General features: G+C 67.1%; 21 protein-coding genes. 20 read left to right on the top strand and 1 reads right to left on the bottom strand.

What is annotated here, in order from left to right:
- Window positions 1-59: 59 nt before the first annotated feature.
- The 20 genes from ACWGO6_RS15145 to ACWGO6_RS15050 all read left to right on the top strand — a co-directional run bounded on the left by ACWGO6_RS15145 (window position 60) and on the right by ACWGO6_RS15050 (window position 14,130).
- The gene (locus ACWGO6_RS15145) at window positions 60-494 is read left to right on the top strand and encodes a hypothetical protein (RefSeq protein WP_452327114.1); all 435 of its coding nucleotides are present in this window, start codon (window positions 60-62) and stop codon (window positions 492-494) included.
- Entirely contained in the window at window positions 491-1,060 is a 570-nt protein-coding gene (locus ACWGO6_RS15140) for a hypothetical protein (protein WP_136040482.1), read from the top strand. Before ACWGO6_RS15145 ends, ACWGO6_RS15140 begins: the two co-directional genes overlap by 4 nt.
- Complete coding sequence (locus ACWGO6_RS15135) at window positions 1,051-1,647, top strand: hypothetical protein (RefSeq protein ID WP_452327113.1); 597 nt, start codon at window positions 1,051-1,053, stop codon at window positions 1,645-1,647. Before ACWGO6_RS15140 ends, ACWGO6_RS15135 begins: the two co-directional genes overlap by 10 nt.
- A gap of 122 nt (window positions 1,648-1,769) precedes the next feature.
- Complete coding sequence (locus tag ACWGO6_RS15130; RefSeq protein ID WP_028501988.1) at window positions 1,770-2,057, top strand: WXG100 family type VII secretion target; 288 nt, start codon at window positions 1,770-1,772, stop codon at window positions 2,055-2,057.
- Between the two features lie 74 nt (window positions 2,058-2,131).
- On the top strand, window positions 2,132-2,434 hold the full coding sequence (locus ACWGO6_RS15125; RefSeq protein ID WP_136040505.1) for a hypothetical protein: 303 nt from the start codon (window positions 2,132-2,134) through the stop codon (window positions 2,432-2,434).
- Window positions 2,431-3,558: a hypothetical protein gene (locus ACWGO6_RS15120; RefSeq protein WP_452327112.1), complete on the top strand. Its 1,128-nt coding sequence runs from the start codon at window positions 2,431-2,433 to the stop codon at window positions 3,556-3,558. Before ACWGO6_RS15125 ends, ACWGO6_RS15120 begins: the two co-directional genes overlap by 4 nt.
- Window positions 3,555-4,193, top strand: coding sequence for a hypothetical protein (locus ACWGO6_RS15115; RefSeq protein ID WP_452327111.1), 639 nt, complete (start codon window positions 3,555-3,557; stop codon window positions 4,191-4,193). The genes ACWGO6_RS15120 and ACWGO6_RS15115 overlap by 4 nt, the downstream gene beginning before the upstream one ends.
- A gap of 9 nt (window positions 4,194-4,202) precedes the next feature.
- On the top strand, window positions 4,203-4,868 hold the full coding sequence (locus ACWGO6_RS15110; protein ID WP_136040508.1) for a hypothetical protein: 666 nt from the start codon (window positions 4,203-4,205) through the stop codon (window positions 4,866-4,868).
- 121 nt (window positions 4,869-4,989) lie between these two features.
- On the top strand, window positions 4,990-5,277 hold the full coding sequence (locus ACWGO6_RS15105) for a WXG100 family type VII secretion target (protein ID WP_028501988.1): 288 nt from the start codon (window positions 4,990-4,992) through the stop codon (window positions 5,275-5,277).
- A 79-nt stretch (window positions 5,278-5,356) separates the two neighbouring features.
- Complete coding sequence (locus ACWGO6_RS15100) at window positions 5,357-6,253, top strand: hypothetical protein (RefSeq protein WP_452327110.1); 897 nt, start codon at window positions 5,357-5,359, stop codon at window positions 6,251-6,253.
- Between the two features lie 87 nt (window positions 6,254-6,340).
- On the top strand, window positions 6,341-6,688 hold the full coding sequence (locus tag ACWGO6_RS15095; protein ID WP_452327109.1) for a hypothetical protein: 348 nt from the start codon (window positions 6,341-6,343) through the stop codon (window positions 6,686-6,688).
- Between the two features lie 13 nt (window positions 6,689-6,701).
- A complete protein-coding gene (locus ACWGO6_RS15090; protein WP_452327108.1) occupies window positions 6,702-8,012 on the top strand; it encodes a hypothetical protein in 1,311 nt (436 codons plus the stop codon).
- 146 nt (window positions 8,013-8,158) lie between these two features.
- Window positions 8,159-8,608 (top strand): hypothetical protein, encoded by a 450-nt coding sequence (locus ACWGO6_RS15085; RefSeq protein ID WP_452327107.1) that lies wholly within the window; start codon window positions 8,159-8,161, stop codon window positions 8,606-8,608.
- Entirely contained in the window at window positions 8,605-9,492 is an 888-nt protein-coding gene (locus ACWGO6_RS15080; protein WP_136040585.1) for a hypothetical protein, read from the top strand. Before ACWGO6_RS15085 ends, ACWGO6_RS15080 begins: the two co-directional genes overlap by 4 nt.
- Complete coding sequence (locus ACWGO6_RS15075; RefSeq protein ID WP_452327106.1) at window positions 9,489-10,166, top strand: hypothetical protein; 678 nt, start codon at window positions 9,489-9,491, stop codon at window positions 10,164-10,166. The genes ACWGO6_RS15080 and ACWGO6_RS15075 overlap by 4 nt, the downstream gene beginning before the upstream one ends.
- Before the next feature lie 118 nt (window positions 10,167-10,284).
- Window positions 10,285-10,572 carry a WXG100 family type VII secretion target gene (locus tag ACWGO6_RS15070; RefSeq protein WP_028501988.1) on the top strand — a complete coding sequence of 96 codons (288 nt, stop codon included), beginning with the start codon at window positions 10,285-10,287 and terminating at the stop codon, window positions 10,570-10,572.
- 129 nt (window positions 10,573-10,701) lie between these two features.
- Window positions 10,702-11,022 (top strand): hypothetical protein, encoded by a 321-nt coding sequence (locus ACWGO6_RS15065; protein ID WP_136041004.1) that lies wholly within the window; start codon window positions 10,702-10,704, stop codon window positions 11,020-11,022.
- Complete coding sequence (locus ACWGO6_RS15060) at window positions 11,003-12,694, top strand: alpha/beta hydrolase (protein WP_452327105.1); 1,692 nt, start codon at window positions 11,003-11,005, stop codon at window positions 12,692-12,694. The genes ACWGO6_RS15065 and ACWGO6_RS15060 overlap by 20 nt, the downstream gene beginning before the upstream one ends.
- Before the next feature lie 37 nt (window positions 12,695-12,731).
- Entirely contained in the window at window positions 12,732-13,379 is a 648-nt protein-coding gene (locus ACWGO6_RS15055) for a hypothetical protein (RefSeq protein ID WP_452327104.1), read from the top strand.
- 106 nt (window positions 13,380-13,485) lie between these two features.
- Window positions 13,486-14,130: a hypothetical protein gene (locus ACWGO6_RS15050; RefSeq protein WP_452327103.1), complete on the top strand. Its 645-nt coding sequence runs from the start codon at window positions 13,486-13,488 to the stop codon at window positions 14,128-14,130.
- A gap of 21 nt (window positions 14,131-14,151) precedes the next feature.
- On the opposite strand, the gene ACWGO6_RS15045 is transcribed toward ACWGO6_RS15050, so the two are convergent.
- A complete protein-coding gene (locus tag ACWGO6_RS15045) occupies window positions 14,152-14,625 on the bottom strand; it encodes a recombinase family protein (protein ID WP_136041001.1) in 474 nt (157 codons plus the stop codon).
- Window positions 14,626-14,644 lie beyond the last annotated feature (19 nt).

Here is a 14,644-nt window from a genome sequence, read left to right as displayed (position 1 = left end):
TGACAGCGGACCATGGCAGATCGGTATCGGTGGGTAAGTTCCTTCGTGTGGCTTTTGGCGTGGTGGTGCTCGTGCCGCCGACGTTGATGGTCTCTTACCTCATTGGCTCGCTGATATTCTCGGGCGGCCAGGTGGGCGAGGCCAAGGACCCGATGTGGGACGTCGTCTTCCCTTATCCGCTGTTCGTCGTTCCGACTACTCCACTCGTCATCATCGGGTTGCTCGCTGTCATCTTCGCGATCGCCGTCGCAGTCACGACCCGCGCATCCGATGTTCCCGGGGTGCGCCGGCTGATCGGCCCCACGGTGGCTGCCGCAGTATGCGCGTTCGGCTGGGCCCTTGCCACGCCCGAAGATCCAACTCGTTTCAACAACGGATTCATCGGGACGCAGTGGACCACATCGTTCTACTTCCTCGTGGCGCTCGGGGTGCTGCTCCTCGGCATAGTGGCGGCCCGAGCCCGAGCCCGCTCCCGGGAGAGTGCTCGCGGATGACGGCCCTCAGCGGGTTCCGCATCATGATGCCCCCCGGCTGGTCGCAGTACCGTGTCGATGAAGAGGGGCGGAAGCGGTACATCGCGAAGGTGTCGTCCCGGATGAAACAGCTGGGGCAGCCTGAGCTCGACGTGCGGCTGCGGATGCTGGCCACCTCGCAGTGGCGTCGACTGGAACAGACCCGCACCCACAGCATCTATCTCGCCGATCGGGAGGTCGAGGGGCTGACCCATCTGCCGCTGTCGATCGCGGTCCGCCAGCAGGTCGCCTCGGCCGGTTCCACCTTCGCGGCCGGCCTCCGCACGCTGACGACGGCCGAGATCGTGACTTTCGACACGGCCATCGGGCCGATCCTCCGCTGGGAGTGGACGAAGCCCGGTGAGGGTGAGCTCGAGGGGATCGCCGTCCGCTCGGTCGGGTACGGCTTCGCGCTGCCGGAGGAGAACTCCCGTCGTGGGCTCGTCTTCACCGCCTCGCTGCCCTATCCGGACGATGCGGATCCGCTCCTCGTGGAAGCTGCCATCGAGCTCGCCGATTCGATCATGGAGACCTTCCGGTGGCAGTAGAGCTGCAGTACGACTTCACCGTCGACGGTCGCCGCTGGGTCCCGATTCCGTTCAGCTTTCCGTGGAGTGAGTTCGCCACGGCGCAGGAGTGGGCATCTTTGCTGGCTTCAGATCTGCTCGCGGGCACCGGGGCGGAGTCCACCGCCGAGCTGCTGACCGAGCAGGCGTTGGCGCTGCAGGCGGCACCGACCCCGATTCCCGGGGGTGCGCACGAGCGTTTCTGGCGCACGGAGTACGTCGGCGGCTATCCGATCGTCATCCATCTCTACATCGGCGAGACGTCGGCGACCACGGCCGAAGACCTGCTGCAGTACGCGCGGTTGGGCATCGGCGGGTTCGTGCAGACCTGGAGCATCCTCGAGGGAACCGCTTTCGACGTCGCCGTCAACGTTGCCGTGAGCGCGGTGATCACAGACGTGACGAGGGAAGGGTCTCCGGACATGACGATCGGGGCGGTCCGATCCATCGGCGTGCGCGACGGGCTCATCTTCCTGCTCGACTTTCTCGACGAGGATCCCGTCCGGTTGGAGGCCGTCCAGCCGGAGGTGGAGGAGATGTTCCGCACGTTCCGCTTCCGTACGGCGTGATGCCCACGCACTGCGCGGTGCATGGGGAGTTGTCCCCATCGACGGTGTTATCGGGTTCCCCGTAGGGTGGGGGTATTCGGGCCGGAGGGGTCCGGTTCATTCGATTTCCGGAGGTGTGGACGATGGCCGATTTCGGTGCGTCTTATGCAGAGATGGAGCAGGTGGCGTCGTCGCTGTCGCAGGCTCGTGATGACATTCAGGGTCAGCTGGACACGTTGAAGGGTCAGGTCGACACTCTTCTGGGCGAGGACTTCAAGACGCAGCACGCGTCGGGCAAGTTCGGTGAGGGTTACACGGAGCTGACGACGGGTCTGAAGACCGCGGTCGACGGTATCAACGACATGTCCGAGTCGCTGCTGGGCATGATGCGTGCGATCCAGGACCTGGACCAGCAGCTCGCCGGCAGCTGACACACAGCACGCGGTTTCCCAGGGGCGTCGACCATCGGTCGGCGTCCCTGTTCCGACTCGACAGGAGGGGCGACATGCCTGATGTGAGTATCGACTATGCCGCGATGGAGGCGAGCAGGACCGCGTATGCGAACATGCGCTCGTCCCTCGACGCGGCGACGAGTGCGCTGGGTTCCGTTTCCGGTGCTGCTGTCCCGCAGGACGAGCTGCGTCGACGACTCGAGGATCTCCACGATTCCTGGGGTGGCGGGCTCGACAAGCTCGGGCGGTATGCGGAAGACGCCGGCAAGGGGCTGCAGGGCATCCTCGAGGCGTTTCAGGGGCTCGACTCCGAACTCGCCGCGAGTATGGAGCCCCAGGAAGGAGCGGCCTCATGAGCGCCTTCCCCGCTCTGGGATTCGACCCGGCTCCGGGTGATGTCGGTCAGCTCGAGGACTTCGTCATCGGTCTCTCGTCCGGCTGCGACAGCATCGATGACGCGCTGGCCATGCTCAACGGCGACGATGACGCGGCCTGGACCGGCGAAGCGGCCGTGGCCTTCCGCGCGGCGATGAGCGAGGATTTCCGCCCGCACCTGGCCGACACCGGTTCGGCGTTGCGCACCTCCCGCGACGCACTCGGCACGTGGGTCACGCAGCTGGCGGGTTACCAGGCGCGTGCGCGTGATCTCGAGGAGCAGGCGGCCGCCGCGGCGGCGACCGTCAGCAGCAAGGCCTCGGCGAAGTCGACGGCGGCGGATGCGGCGGATGCCGAGGATGCCGACCCCGATGCCCTGTCGAAGGCGACGACGGCGCTCGCGAACGCGCAGGGTGAGCTCGACGACATCATCGCGGCGGCGCAGCGTCTTAAGAGCGAGGTCGACGGCGATGCCGCCGTCGCGGCGGAGCAGCTGGTCGGCGCGAGCGAGACGCTCAGCGCTTACAAGGGCAACGCTTTCTCCAACTTCCTCGAGGGCGCGGGCGACTGGCTGGCGGATGCCGGCGAGTGGCTCATGGACAACGTCGTGCCGATCCTGGAGGACATCCTCCGGGCGGCGCTGCCGATCATCGCCATCCTCTCGATCTTCTTCCCGGTTCTCGGCACGGTCGCGCTCATCATGTCGATCGCCCTCGTCGCGATCGATGGGCTGCAGGCGCTCACGGGTCGCGGCTCGTGGACCGACTTCGCGGTAGGCGCGCTCGGTCTGCTCGCCGGCGGTGCGCTCGGTGCGGCGGCGAAGTCGCTGATCGGTCCCGGTGGCGCGGTGCTGATCCCCTCGATCCAGCGGATGACGCCGGCGCTGGCGGGCGGCGGAACCGCGGCGGGCACCCTCGCGGTCACACTCAACATCAACATGAACAACATGGTCGCGAACACCTACTGGATGATGTCTTCGGCGAAGGACGCCCACGACAACGGGCAGAGCTTCGTCGAGAGCTTGTCCGGCCCGTGGCAGAACCTCGCCGAACGCGCAGGGAACACCATCCGCGGCGAAGGCCCGAAGACGGACGACGAGCTGTGACCGCCCCCGCTTCGCATACCGCCTACCGCGTGTGGCAGCGGATGCCGCAGGGGTGGATCGAGTTCCGCGCGCTCGGCGACCGTTCGCCGGACGAGTGGATCGCCCGTTACCTGGAGAGCGGCGACGGCTGGCTCCCCGACGAGGCGCGCACGGCGATCACCGAGGGCTTCCACGCCGGCGTCCGCATGTTCTCCGACGTCCCCTTCGACTTCGCGGGTGTCTCGATCGTCCTCGGCGAGCGGCCGGCGGTGTCGTTCCTGTGCACGCATGTCGTGGTCACCACCGAGGACGAGGTCGCAGACGCTGCTGCGCTGCACCGGCTGCTCCCACTGGGCCGGTTCGGAGACGACGGCACGGCCGAGACGTTCACGTCGCCCGACGGTCGGGTGGGCACGGTCTCCAGCGGCCTGCTGTCGCGGGGTGGCATTGATTCGGTGATGACCGTCGGCGAGATCCGACTGCCCGATGCTGCCGGCACGGTCCTCATCATGGGCATGTGCTCGGACCCTGAGCAGCGCCAGGAACTCGCGGTGCTGACGGCGTTCGCCCTGTCGATGACGCAGTACCTTCCGGAGGGCGTCGAGCCCGAGCTTCCGGAGGGGGCGCGGTTCGAGGCGCCCCTGGACGGCGAATAACCTGAGTCCATGGCTTTTGCGCTGATCCGACCCGAGTCGCGTCCCCTCATCGATGCCGCGCGCACGCCGGACGCACGTCCGGTGGACGCGGATCGCTTCGCGACCGTGCTGCGTAGCGACTTCGAGCGGTGGTCGCGCTGGGCCCTGGGGCTCGGGGGCTTCGCGCTGGCGATCGGCGGCGCTTTCGTCGCGGCGGGGATGATCGAGGCCGTGCGGATGCTCGGCGGATCCCCGGCTGCGGTCGATCTGGTGGTGATCGCAATCGCCGTGGTCGTCGGACTCGGCGGTGTCGCGATCCTGGTCGCCCTGTGGTGGAGCGGTCGGAAGATCCTGTCAGCCGCGTCGTGGTGGCTCCGCCTGCCGTACACCGCAGGGGGTCGGCAACGTCGCGCTGGTGGATGGATCCGCGCACGTACCGTGAACTTCGAGCCACGGGTCTTCCTGCGTCTCGTCACGGCGGCACTCGCGCTGCTGCTCGCGGTGGGCGGTATCGCCCTGTTCATCCGCGATCTGACCGGCGGGGTCACGTCGATGACGGCGGCCTCCGTGGTGGTCGGGGTGATCGCGCTGGTCGCGGGCATCGGGCAGCTCGGCGGGGTCATGCGCCTCGTGTCGGGTCTCTCCGAGGCCGATCCGCTGTGGGTCCGCGTCCGCTCCGCGTTCGTCCGGCGCTGAGTAGCGGGGTGATGCGGGGGATGGGGAGTTGTCCCCATCGACGGTGTCCGTCGGATGCCCGTAGGGTGGGGGTATTCGGGCCGGAGGGGTCCGGTTCATTCGATTTCCGGAGGTGTGGACGATGGCCGATTTCGGTGCGTCTTATGCAGAGATGGAGCAGGTGGCGTCGTCGCTGTCGCAGGCTCGTGATGACATTCAGGGTCAGCTGGACACGTTGAAGGGTCAGGTCGACACTCTTCTGGGCGAGGACTTCAAGACGCAGCACGCGTCGGGCAAGTTCGGTGAGGGTTACACGGAGCTGACGACGGGTCTGAAGACCGCGGTCGACGGTATCAACGACATGTCCGAGTCGCTGCTGGGCATGATGCGTGCGATCCAGGACCTGGACCAGCAGCTCGCAGGCAGCTGACACACAGCACGGCTACACGAAGAGGGTCGACCATGACGGTCGGCCCTCTTCGTCGTGTGTGGGCGTTTACGGTGGGAGCATGAGTGCGTCCGATGCTGTCGAGGAGTTCGAACGTGGCGTCCTGGAGGGGAGCGCGCCTCTGGCCGCGCTGCACGAGGCGACGGGAGTCTCGGGGGACGCGCGGATGCGGGAGCTGGCCGCGCGAATCTCCTTTCCGTCGTGGCCCGGCGCGACATCGGCGACGGCGCTGAAGCGCGCGGCCCAGGAAGCCGAGATCACGGCCGTGCTCGACGAATACGCGGCATCGGCACGTGCCCTGATCCGCCCCGCCGACCAGGAACGGTGGGAGGCGCTCGTCGCGGAGATGCAGCGCAGAAGTGGTGAGGGGCTCCTGGCGGACGAGCTCGGGCGCAGCGCTGTCGGCGCAGCCCTGCTGCGCGAGAAGCTCGGCGGACGTCCGCACAGGCCGCAGCAGCGCGGTATCGACTGCGCGTGCGGCTATGCGGTCGACGGAATCCTCCCGAAGCAGGTGTGTCCGGAGTGCGGCGAAGTGCTGCTGCGACGCTGGGTGGCCGAGGAGCGCCGGCTGCTCCGCGGAATGCCCGCATACGCGGAAGAGGTCGCGCAGGTGATCGAAGACGTCGCGCAGCAGCAGACGAAGGTGTTCCAGACCCGCGGCGAGTACCTCGTCTCCGAGGCTTTCGGCAAACGGAAGGCGGGCGGACGCCGTATCGGCCGGCTGGCGCGCGCACACCGAGCCGACCTGGCGAACGTCGACCTGCGCCGATGGAGCAGCTTCATCGACCCGCTGTCGCGCGTCGCGACCACGAGCGTGCGTTCGACCGCGCAGAAGGTGCACAAGCGCGGTCTCGGCGCGGCAGCGCTCACCGAACTCGGCATGCGTGCGGACGCGGAGGGCATCGCAGCATTCGTCAAGGATTCCGAGAAGCGCAAGAACAGCAGCTGGAGGGTCTGACGCGCAGCGCGGATGGGGAGTACTCCCCATCGCCAGCCTCGACCTCTGCCAGTAACCTCGAAACGTCCGGGGATGAAGGAGGGGACCATGGCAGGCGAACGCGTGCTCATACCGATCAGTGATCTGAGCATCACCAGCGAGAAGCTCACGGCGATCGTGGCCGAGCTGGAAGCCGCCGCGGCCAAGCAGGACGACGTCGAGAACGCCGTCGGCACACCCTACGGCGACGGTCGTCTGAAGGACCGCTGCCACGACTTCGAGGGCAGCTGGAATGACAGCCGCGACAAGCTGCTCACCAAGCTCAAAGAGGTCGCCCAGCGAGTCAAGGGCACGGTCGACGAGGTCACCAGCCTCGACACCGAGATGGCGACGTCGATGGAGCAGTCCGGTTCGGGGAACGCGCCGGGGGCCGGCCGTCAGCCGGCCGCGGTCTAGGGGAGAGAAGCAGATGCAGACGAACAAGGGACGTGACGTCGAGGTCGTGCCCGGAGAGGCCGTGGCGATCGCCGACCGCGGGGCGAAGATCGTCGAGCTCGGTGACAGCATGGTCAGCGCCGCCGCGACGCTCAAGGACATCAAGGACGGCTCTGTCGATGGTGAAGGCTACGCCATGGACAAGATCAAGGATGTCGTCGGCGACGTCCACAAAGATCTCGATGAGGCCGGCCGACGCTACAAGCCGGCCGGCACCACGCTGAGCAACTACGCCGCGGCGCTCGAGACCGCGCAGAGCCGCATGCGCACCATCGTGGCGGACTGCCAGACGAGCCTCACCGAGCTGCAGACCGCGCAGTCCAACGCGGCCGACGCCGCCGACGCGCTGCAGGCGCACAACACGTCCACGCGCCTGAACCCGCCGGCGCCCGAAGACGCATCGGCGAGCACGACAGCCGGAACGAACCTCGCCAACGCGGCCTCGGGTGCGGTGTCGACTCTCAACACCGCCGAGACGACGCACAACGACAACCTCGACGCCTTCGACGGCGAGTACGACACCTGGCACGAGGCCTACGAGGCCGCCGTCTCCGGGCTGACGGATGCGAACAAGATCGGCGAGGACTCCACATGGGAGAACGTCGCCGGTGTCCTCGCCGTCGTGGCCGAGTGGGTGAGCTGGGTGGGGCTCGCGATCGCCGTGCTGGGCCTGATCATCGGCGGACCGTTCTTCGCCATCGCGGCCCTGGTGGTCGGCGTCATCGCGCTCGCCCTCACGGTCGCCCTGATGTTCGACGGGCGCAAGGGCTGGGGCGATCTCGGCTGGGCCATCATCGGCATCCTCCCTGTGGGCAAACTCGGCAAGATCTTCAAAGGCGAGGTGAAGTTCGTCGATGAGTTCGTCGCGCAGTTCCGCAATCCCGTGCAGCAGATGACAAGACTCCGGGGCTTGGCCGGCACCACGTCGCCGTGGCGCGGTATCGTCTCCCAGAATTTCGGAGCATATGCGTCGGGGGTGTCCGGTGTCCGTCAGCTAGGGAACAACGTCGTCGGTGGACTGGGCGAGCGCTTCTTCTTCGGCGCCAATCGGTCGTTCCAGGTCGCCTTCAATGACGCGGTGTCGTCGACCGGCCCGCGATTCCAAGAGGTGTTGCGATCGACGCTGCCAGAGGGGCTCGCAAACGTCGCCAAGGCACCGACCAACTCGATGTTCGAAGCCGCGTGGAACACGTTCAAGTGGTCCGACCGCGCAGTGGGGCTCTCCAGTAATGGCAAGCCATCCGGCGGTTTGTCACCCGCAGGGCTCGTGAACGGGCTGCTCTGATGTCAGCGGATGCAGCGTTTGTCTGGGACCTAGACTTCGACGCCGCCTGGTTTGTCCCGCTCCCGCAAGCGGAGGGGGGCCGGATCGGCCTCGATGCGGCCGCTGTCTGGACAGATGCCGCGCTCGAGAGGTTCCCCCATAGCGCGATGTCCGATCCGCAGAGCCTTGCGCTGCTGCGCACGACTGCGAGCGCTCTGCTGTCGCAGGCCGAAGACGGTGTCACCCGATTGTGGTTCGCACCGGCCAACATGTACAGCGATCTCCTCGTGACGATCACTGTGTCGCGAGCCTCGGGGCCTGGAAGTGAAGCGAACGAGGAGGTCTTTGACGACGCCCGGTTCTCCGCTGGATTCGATGTGGTGCCGCTGCGGACCGAGACGCATGGCGGTGGGTTCCTCGTACGTCGCTCCACCCAACTCGAGGGGCAACTCCCGGTACTCATCACGCAATGGACTGTGCGACTGAACGACGGCACCTGGAGCATCCTTATCGATACGCTGGGGACGACCCTTCCCGCTTTCGTCCTGTTCGAGGAGCAGCTCATGCGTCTGATCCCGGGGATCCGACTTCCGCGGCCGGTGGCGGTCGCACCGTGAGCAGATACGACCTCATCGGCGTCGAAACGCAGCTCTTCGAGCGGTATCCGGCGTTGGCTGACCGCCATGCGAATGCTGTACACGCAGGTGCGGCGAAAATCCGGGGCCTGATCGAGCGGACCGATGCCGTGCGCGGTATGGACGCCGACGCGTTCACCGAACATGTGGCTTCCATCCAGCGCACGGCGCTGGCGGGTTACGCCGCGTCCGTGCGCGGCATTCTTCCGGGCGAAGAGGTCGAGCGATGGATCAGCGCGCGAGATGCGCTGAAGCTGACCGCGTACGACGCGCTGCTCGGCGAGGTCGACGCGCCCGGGGCCGCGTCGCTTCTCGATGCCCTGGAAGCGGTGAACGACGCTGGCACCGCATCGGGCGACCAGACAACCCTGGATCAGGCGCTCGATGCCGTCGTGGATCGCTGCTCCTGCGGATACGCCTCCACGCGCAATCTCCCGAAGCGGACCTGCTATGTGTGCGCGCAGGCTGTGACGGCGGCGTGGAATGCGGAAGAGCGACGCGTGCTGCTCCGCCTGCCTGCGGTGCGACAAGAGGTCGACCGGCTGCTCGATGAGCTGGTGGATCGACTGGCCGAGATCAAGCTCAATCCCGCGGCCGAATGGTCTGTCGTCGAGCATGCGCAGCGTAAGGCCCGGCGGCGTCTCGCACGGCTCAACCGCGCTGCGCGCAACGAGATCTTTGACGAGATGCTGACGACCTGGCGCGAACTGGCCGTTGCAGCGTCGCACGACTCTCGGCCGATAGCTCGGTCGGTGGCAAAGGGGGCGAAGCGCTCTGGGCTGGGTACGGCGCGCCTTAGCGCGGTCGCCCTCCCCGGCAATGCCGTGGTCGAGGAACGCGCGAAGAAGCGAGCGCAGACGCGATGAATGAGATGAACGACCTCGGTGTGGAGTTCCGCTTCGGCATCCCGCCCTTCCGGCTCGTCCTGCCCCCGGGGTGGGCGACGCATCTGCCGACGAACGCGGGGCAGCAGGAGGATGTGCGCAAGGCCAGCGCGATCTTCATGCAGGCAGGGCGCCCCGATCTGGACGCCGAGTTCCGCACGATGATGGCGCAGGCCAACCAGGGCATGCGGCGCACCAAGGTGTTCGCGATCTATCGGCAGGAGGATGTGCCGATGGACGAGCTGCTGCCCCTCTCGATCACGGCCTCTGCGCTCGATGCGCCCGACGGCGAAAATCTCGATGCGTGGGTGACGGAGGCGTTCCGCACCCGCGGCGCGGTCTTCCTCGACGAGAATCTCAAGCACATCGTCCGCTGGTCGGCCGAGACGAAGCGGCCTGCCGGCGCGCAGGCGATCGACGGTGTCGGTGGCCGGACGGTGACGTACATCATCCCGGTGCCGGGGACGCTGCGTCGCAAGGCGCTCGTCTTCACCTCCACGATCGTGATCCCTGACGGCGACGTCATCCCGGCAGAGGTGCTCGACGGCATCGAGCTGCTCAGCGATGCGATGATCTCGACCTTCGCGTGGGAGCAGTTGGCCGAGGAGGCGGCGGTCCCCGTCGCCGCCGAGCAGGCGCCGACCGACGGCGGCTGAGCGGCCCTCGGCTCGGGATGGGGAGTTGTCCCCATCGACGGTGTCCGTCGGATGCTCGTAGGGTGGGGGTGTTCGGGCCGGAGGGGTCCGGTTCTCTCAACTAGCGGAGGTGTGGACGATGGCCGATTTCGGTGCGTCTTATGCAGAGATGGAGCAGGTGGCGTCGTCGCTGTCGCAGGCTCGTGATGACATTCAGGGTCAGCTGGACACGTTGAAGGGTCAGGTCGACACTCTTCTGGGTGAGGACTTCAAGACGCAGCACGCGTCGGGGAAGTTCGGTGAGGGGTACACGGAGCTGACGACGGGTCTGAAGACCGCGGTGGACGGTATCAACGACATGTCCGAGTCGCTGCTGGGCATGATGCGTGCGATCCAGGACCTGGACCAGCAGCTCGCCGGCAGCTGACACACAGACGGTTTTCGGGAGGGGTCGACGGTTCGCCGTCGGCCCCTTTCTCGTGCCCGTCCGATGGGCAGTTCTCCCCATCGGTGATCCGGAGGGCCCCCGATATGCTGATCAGGGCAGAACCGGGGGGTGGCCATGTCAGACGTCGAGATCGACAAGCAGGCGCTGGAGGGCGCGATCCTGCAGATCGGCCAATCGGTCGGCGACTATGTCACGTACGCGAACGACGTCGCCGCGCGTGACACCGGGGTGGGAAACCCGGTCGGGCGCACCGGGCTGCGGGTGATGCTCGAGAACGCGCTCGGGCAGGCGATGCTCGAGGCCCGGGCACAGCACCTCGCCGGCATCGGGATCACCGACCGCCTGACCACCATCAACGCGTCGTTCGAAGACCTCGACGTGTCGCTGGGTAGCGGATGGGATGCGGACTATGTCTCTGACCTCTCCTAACCGCGGGTGGACGCTCGAGAAGATCGAGTACGACAGCGGCCAGCTCGAAGGCATCCACGCCGATATCGGCACGCTTCGCGACGCGGGTGGCGACGCGAAGATCGTGCTGCGCAACATCGACGGCGGGCTGGAGGGCAGAGGGCAGAGCATCACTCTCGTGCAGAGCGAGTCCGGTGCCCTCGCGAGTCGGATGACCCCGACCATCGCCACTCTCGGACGCATCGCCGACGTCGTTCGCGCCTACGGCGAGGCCGTCGCCACGCATGCCAAGGCCGCGAACGACCTCATCGACGACATCGAGGCGGCGCATGCCGCGAACGAGGCGGCGGTCACGAACCTCGACACCGCCGAATCGCAGCAGCAGCTGTGCACCCCCGACGACGATGCGCGCACGCGGGCGACGGCGGAGCAGGACGTGACCGATGCGGAGAGCGTCCTCGCCTCCACCCGCAGCGCCCTCGAAGGTCTCTGGGAGAGCTGGGAGGCCGCGTACTCCCTGTGGGATGAGGCGTACGGCGCAGCGGTCGCCGCGCTCGTGCGCTCGGACGGCACGACCCTCAGCGAGTCGACCCTCTCGGCGATCGATGCGCTGGCCAACGCCGACAGCCCGGCCGCGGTGACGGAGATCTGGGACAGCCTCACCGATGCGCAGCGGGACGCGCTCCACCGGACGCACCCCGGGTTCATCGGGAACCTCGAGGGCGTTCCGTACCTCGATCGTATGATCGCCAACAAGGCGGCATACGACAAGGTGATCGACGGAGGTCCCTACGGCGAACCGCTCGACACGCAGTTCGCCACACTCGGCCTTGAGTTGACCGACTTCGACGGCCAGCTGCTCATGTTCAACCCCTTCGAGCAGCCGCAGGCCACCGCGGCGGTCATGTACGGCGTGAGCATCACGGACGAGAACGGGAATCCGATCGATCCGATGAAAGGGATCACGAACGTCAACGTGCTCGTCGGAGGGATGTTCTCGAGCCTGGAGGATCTCGAAGCCTGGGGGGAGAGCGCACGTAACCTCAACGGCTACGCCGACGACTACGGAAACGACGCCGGGGTGCGCTCGGCGACCATCGCCTGGTACGGCTACGACTCGCCGAACCTCCTCACCGAGCACACGATGGGCAGCGCCACGGAAGGCGCCGCGACGCTCAGCGCGACGCTGAGAGGGCTCGACAACGAAGTGTCGTCGAGCGTCACCACCTCGGTCATCGGTCACTCGTACGGCAGCACGACGGCGTTCCTCGCGGTGGGCGGATCACCCGACAACCTCGGCGTCGACAACCTGATCGCGGTGGGCTCAGCGGGTGTGCCGGACGGCTACCACCAGAACTGGACCGGCGATGACCCGATGGACTACTCCGGGACGCAGATCTACGCGTCGCGCGCCCCTGGTGATCTGGTCGCCCGCTACGGTGAACACAGCTCGTTCGGGCACGGCACCAACCCCGAGGAGTTGCCGGGAGCGATCAGCTTCGAGAGCGACGGCGGAACGGTGCCGAAACTCGATGGCGGAACCGAGAACGGACTCGGGACCCCGGGTCACGCGTCCCATGATGGCGGCAACAGTGTCTGGGGCTGGTGGGAAGAAGACAACGGCTACCTCGCGAGAGACTCGGAATCCTTCCGTAACATTGCCAATATCGTGGCCAACGGCGAACCGCTGTGATGAGTAGGGCGACGTCGAGGCAGGCGGGGGAGCACGGATGAAGAAACGCTGGCAGACCATTGCGGCGACGGCGGTGTTGGCGCTCGCCCTCGCCGGATGCGCGAACGAAGGAGACGGCATGGCGACGCCCACAGGCGATGAGCTGGTAGCTCAGGCCGAGCAGCACTACCTCGACTACCGGGGCGTGACGAATGACGTGCAGGCGCTGATCTTCGACGGTCCGTGGTCGGCGGAGGTCGGTACCTTCGGTATGCAGCCGTCGGGCGCCGGCTGCCCGGACGGCTCGTACAAGTTCGACCTCGCCCGATCGACCGAGGTGGATCCGGCCGAGCATCCGGCACTGAGCGAGTCCGTGCGGGAACACCTCACCGACGCGGGCTACGACGTCGAGGGCCAGGAACTCGGATCTGGCGAGTCGAAGTCGACCGACGTGATCGTGCGCAAGCAGGGTGACTTCTCCCTGCTGATGGTGACGTTCATCGCGAACGGTTCCGTGTCGGTCACGGCGACGACCAAGTGCTGGCCGGGCGACCGTATCGAGCTCAGCAAGCTGCTGTTCGGGGGAGCCACGCTCTCCGAGGGGTACCTGCCGAGCGAGGAGTCGCCGAGCGATCCGCTGTTCTTCGGCGTGACGCCGGGCGAGCCGGCCTTCGGCCCGACGCCGAAGCCGACCACGACGCCGTAGCGTCTGTGCGCGGGCCTCTTCGGAGTTCCGTATCGTCGCCTACATCGTGGGCAACGGCTAGTCGTGGGATTGGATGTGGCGAGCGCCGCAGGCAAGGGGGATGCGGATGGCGAGGCGCTGGCAGACGCTTGCGGCGACGGCGGTGTTGGCGCTCGCCCTCACCGGATGCACGGATGGCGACGGACGGGCGACTCCCACAGGCGATGACCTGGTGGCTCAGGCGAAGCAGCACTACCTCGACTATCGCGAAGTCACGAACGGTGCCCAGGCGCTGATCTTCGACGGCCCGTGGGAGGCTCCGGGCGGCTCGTTCGGCATGGAGCCCTCGGGGGCGGGGTGCCCGGACGGTTCTTACAAGTTCTCTCTTGCCAGATCGACGGAAGTGGACCCGGAGCAGCACGCCGAGCGAAGCGCCGCTGTGCAGAAGTACCTCATGGATGCGGGTTATGAGCTCGACGGCATGGAACTCGGATCGGGCGAGTCGAAGTCGACCGACGTGATCGTGCGCAAGCAGGGTGACTTCTCGTTGCTGATGGTGACGTTCATCGCGAACGGTTCCGTGTCGGTCACGGCGACGACCAGGTGCTGGCCGGGAGATCGCTACGAGCTGGGCGACCAGCTGTTCGGCGATGCCAACCTCTCGGAAGGATATCTTCCGCGCGAGGAGTCGCCGAGCGATCCGCTGTTCTTCGGTGTGACGCCGGGTGAGCCGGCCTTCGGCCCGACGCCGAAGCCCACCACGACGCCGTAGCGTCTGCGCGCGGGGCCGGCGTCAGCGCGCCGCTGCGTCGGCGAGGTGGCGGGCGTCGTGGCCGAGGACCTTCACGATGATGCCGTGACGCCGCAGCTCGGCGACCGTGCGCGCGCCCTCATCCGCGTCGCGACCCAGAGCCTTGATGTTCACGACGACCAGCACGTCGCCGTGCTTCAGCGTGGAGATGAGACGCGCGAGGCGGTCGTTCCAGCTCTCCAGGATGTCGGGCGCCGGGTGACGGAAGCCTTCGATCGGCACACCGAAGCGGGTGAGGTCGTCACGCTGCTCGACGACCGTGGGCATCCCCTCGCGCGCGACCACGAGACCGACCAGACGCGAGCCGTCGGGGCGTGCGGTCCAGAAGTTGCGGTTCTGCTGCAGCTCGGTGAAGCACTTCGGGCAGGTCGCGGCGTCGTGCGGCAGGTGCAGGGGACTCGTGAGAGCCTCCTCGACCGACGTGGCCGTCTTCGTGGGATCAATCGTCTCGCTCATCGCGCACCTCCGGCATCCA

The organism is Microbacterium sp. NPDC055665 (assembly GCF_053618035.1).
The sequence above is the reverse complement of the archived record's forward strand: the minus strand, read 5'-3'. Positions and strand labels throughout refer to the sequence as shown.

Bases quoted from the DNA above. Each gene is read 5' to 3' on its own strand.
- ACWGO6_RS15090 (WP_452327108.1), top strand. From the start codon at position 6,702: ATGCAGACGAACAAGGGACGTGACGTCGAGGTCGTGCCCGGAGAGGCC.
- ACWGO6_RS15050 (WP_452327103.1), top strand. From the start codon at position 13,486: ATGGCGAGGCGCTGGCAGACGCTTGCGGCGACGGCGGTGTTGGCGCTC.
- ACWGO6_RS15070 (WP_028501988.1), top strand. From the start codon at position 10,285: ATGGCCGATTTCGGTGCGTCTTATGCAGAGATGGAGCAGGTGGCGTCG.
- ACWGO6_RS15110 (WP_136040508.1), top strand. From the start codon at position 4,203: ATGGCTTTTGCGCTGATCCGACCCGAGTCGCGTCCCCTCATCGATGCC.
- ACWGO6_RS15120 (WP_452327112.1), top strand. From the start codon at position 2,431: ATGAGCGCCTTCCCCGCTCTGGGATTCGACCCGGCTCCGGGTGATGTC.
- ACWGO6_RS15085 (WP_452327107.1), top strand. From the start codon at position 8,159: ATGTCCGATCCGCAGAGCCTTGCGCTGCTGCGCACGACTGCGAGCGCT.
- ACWGO6_RS15100 (WP_452327110.1), top strand. From the start codon at position 5,357: ATGAGTGCGTCCGATGCTGTCGAGGAGTTCGAACGTGGCGTCCTGGAG.
- ACWGO6_RS15045 (WP_136041001.1), bottom strand. From the start codon at position 14,625: ATGAGCGAGACGATTGATCCCACGAAGACGGCCACGTCGGTCGAGGAG.
- ACWGO6_RS15140 (WP_136040482.1), top strand. From the start codon at position 491: ATGACGGCCCTCAGCGGGTTCCGCATCATGATGCCCCCCGGCTGGTCG.
- ACWGO6_RS15130 (WP_028501988.1), top strand. From the start codon at position 1,770: ATGGCCGATTTCGGTGCGTCTTATGCAGAGATGGAGCAGGTGGCGTCG.
- ACWGO6_RS15125 (WP_136040505.1), top strand. From the start codon at position 2,132: ATGCCTGATGTGAGTATCGACTATGCCGCGATGGAGGCGAGCAGGACC.
- ACWGO6_RS15095 (WP_452327109.1), top strand. From the start codon at position 6,341: ATGGCAGGCGAACGCGTGCTCATACCGATCAGTGATCTGAGCATCACC.
- ACWGO6_RS15060 (WP_452327105.1), top strand. From the start codon at position 11,003: ATGTCTCTGACCTCTCCTAACCGCGGGTGGACGCTCGAGAAGATCGAG.
- ACWGO6_RS15075 (WP_452327106.1), top strand. From the start codon at position 9,489: ATGAATGAGATGAACGACCTCGGTGTGGAGTTCCGCTTCGGCATCCCG.
- ACWGO6_RS15105 (WP_028501988.1), top strand. From the start codon at position 4,990: ATGGCCGATTTCGGTGCGTCTTATGCAGAGATGGAGCAGGTGGCGTCG.
- ACWGO6_RS15055 (WP_452327104.1), top strand. From the start codon at position 12,732: ATGAAGAAACGCTGGCAGACCATTGCGGCGACGGCGGTGTTGGCGCTC.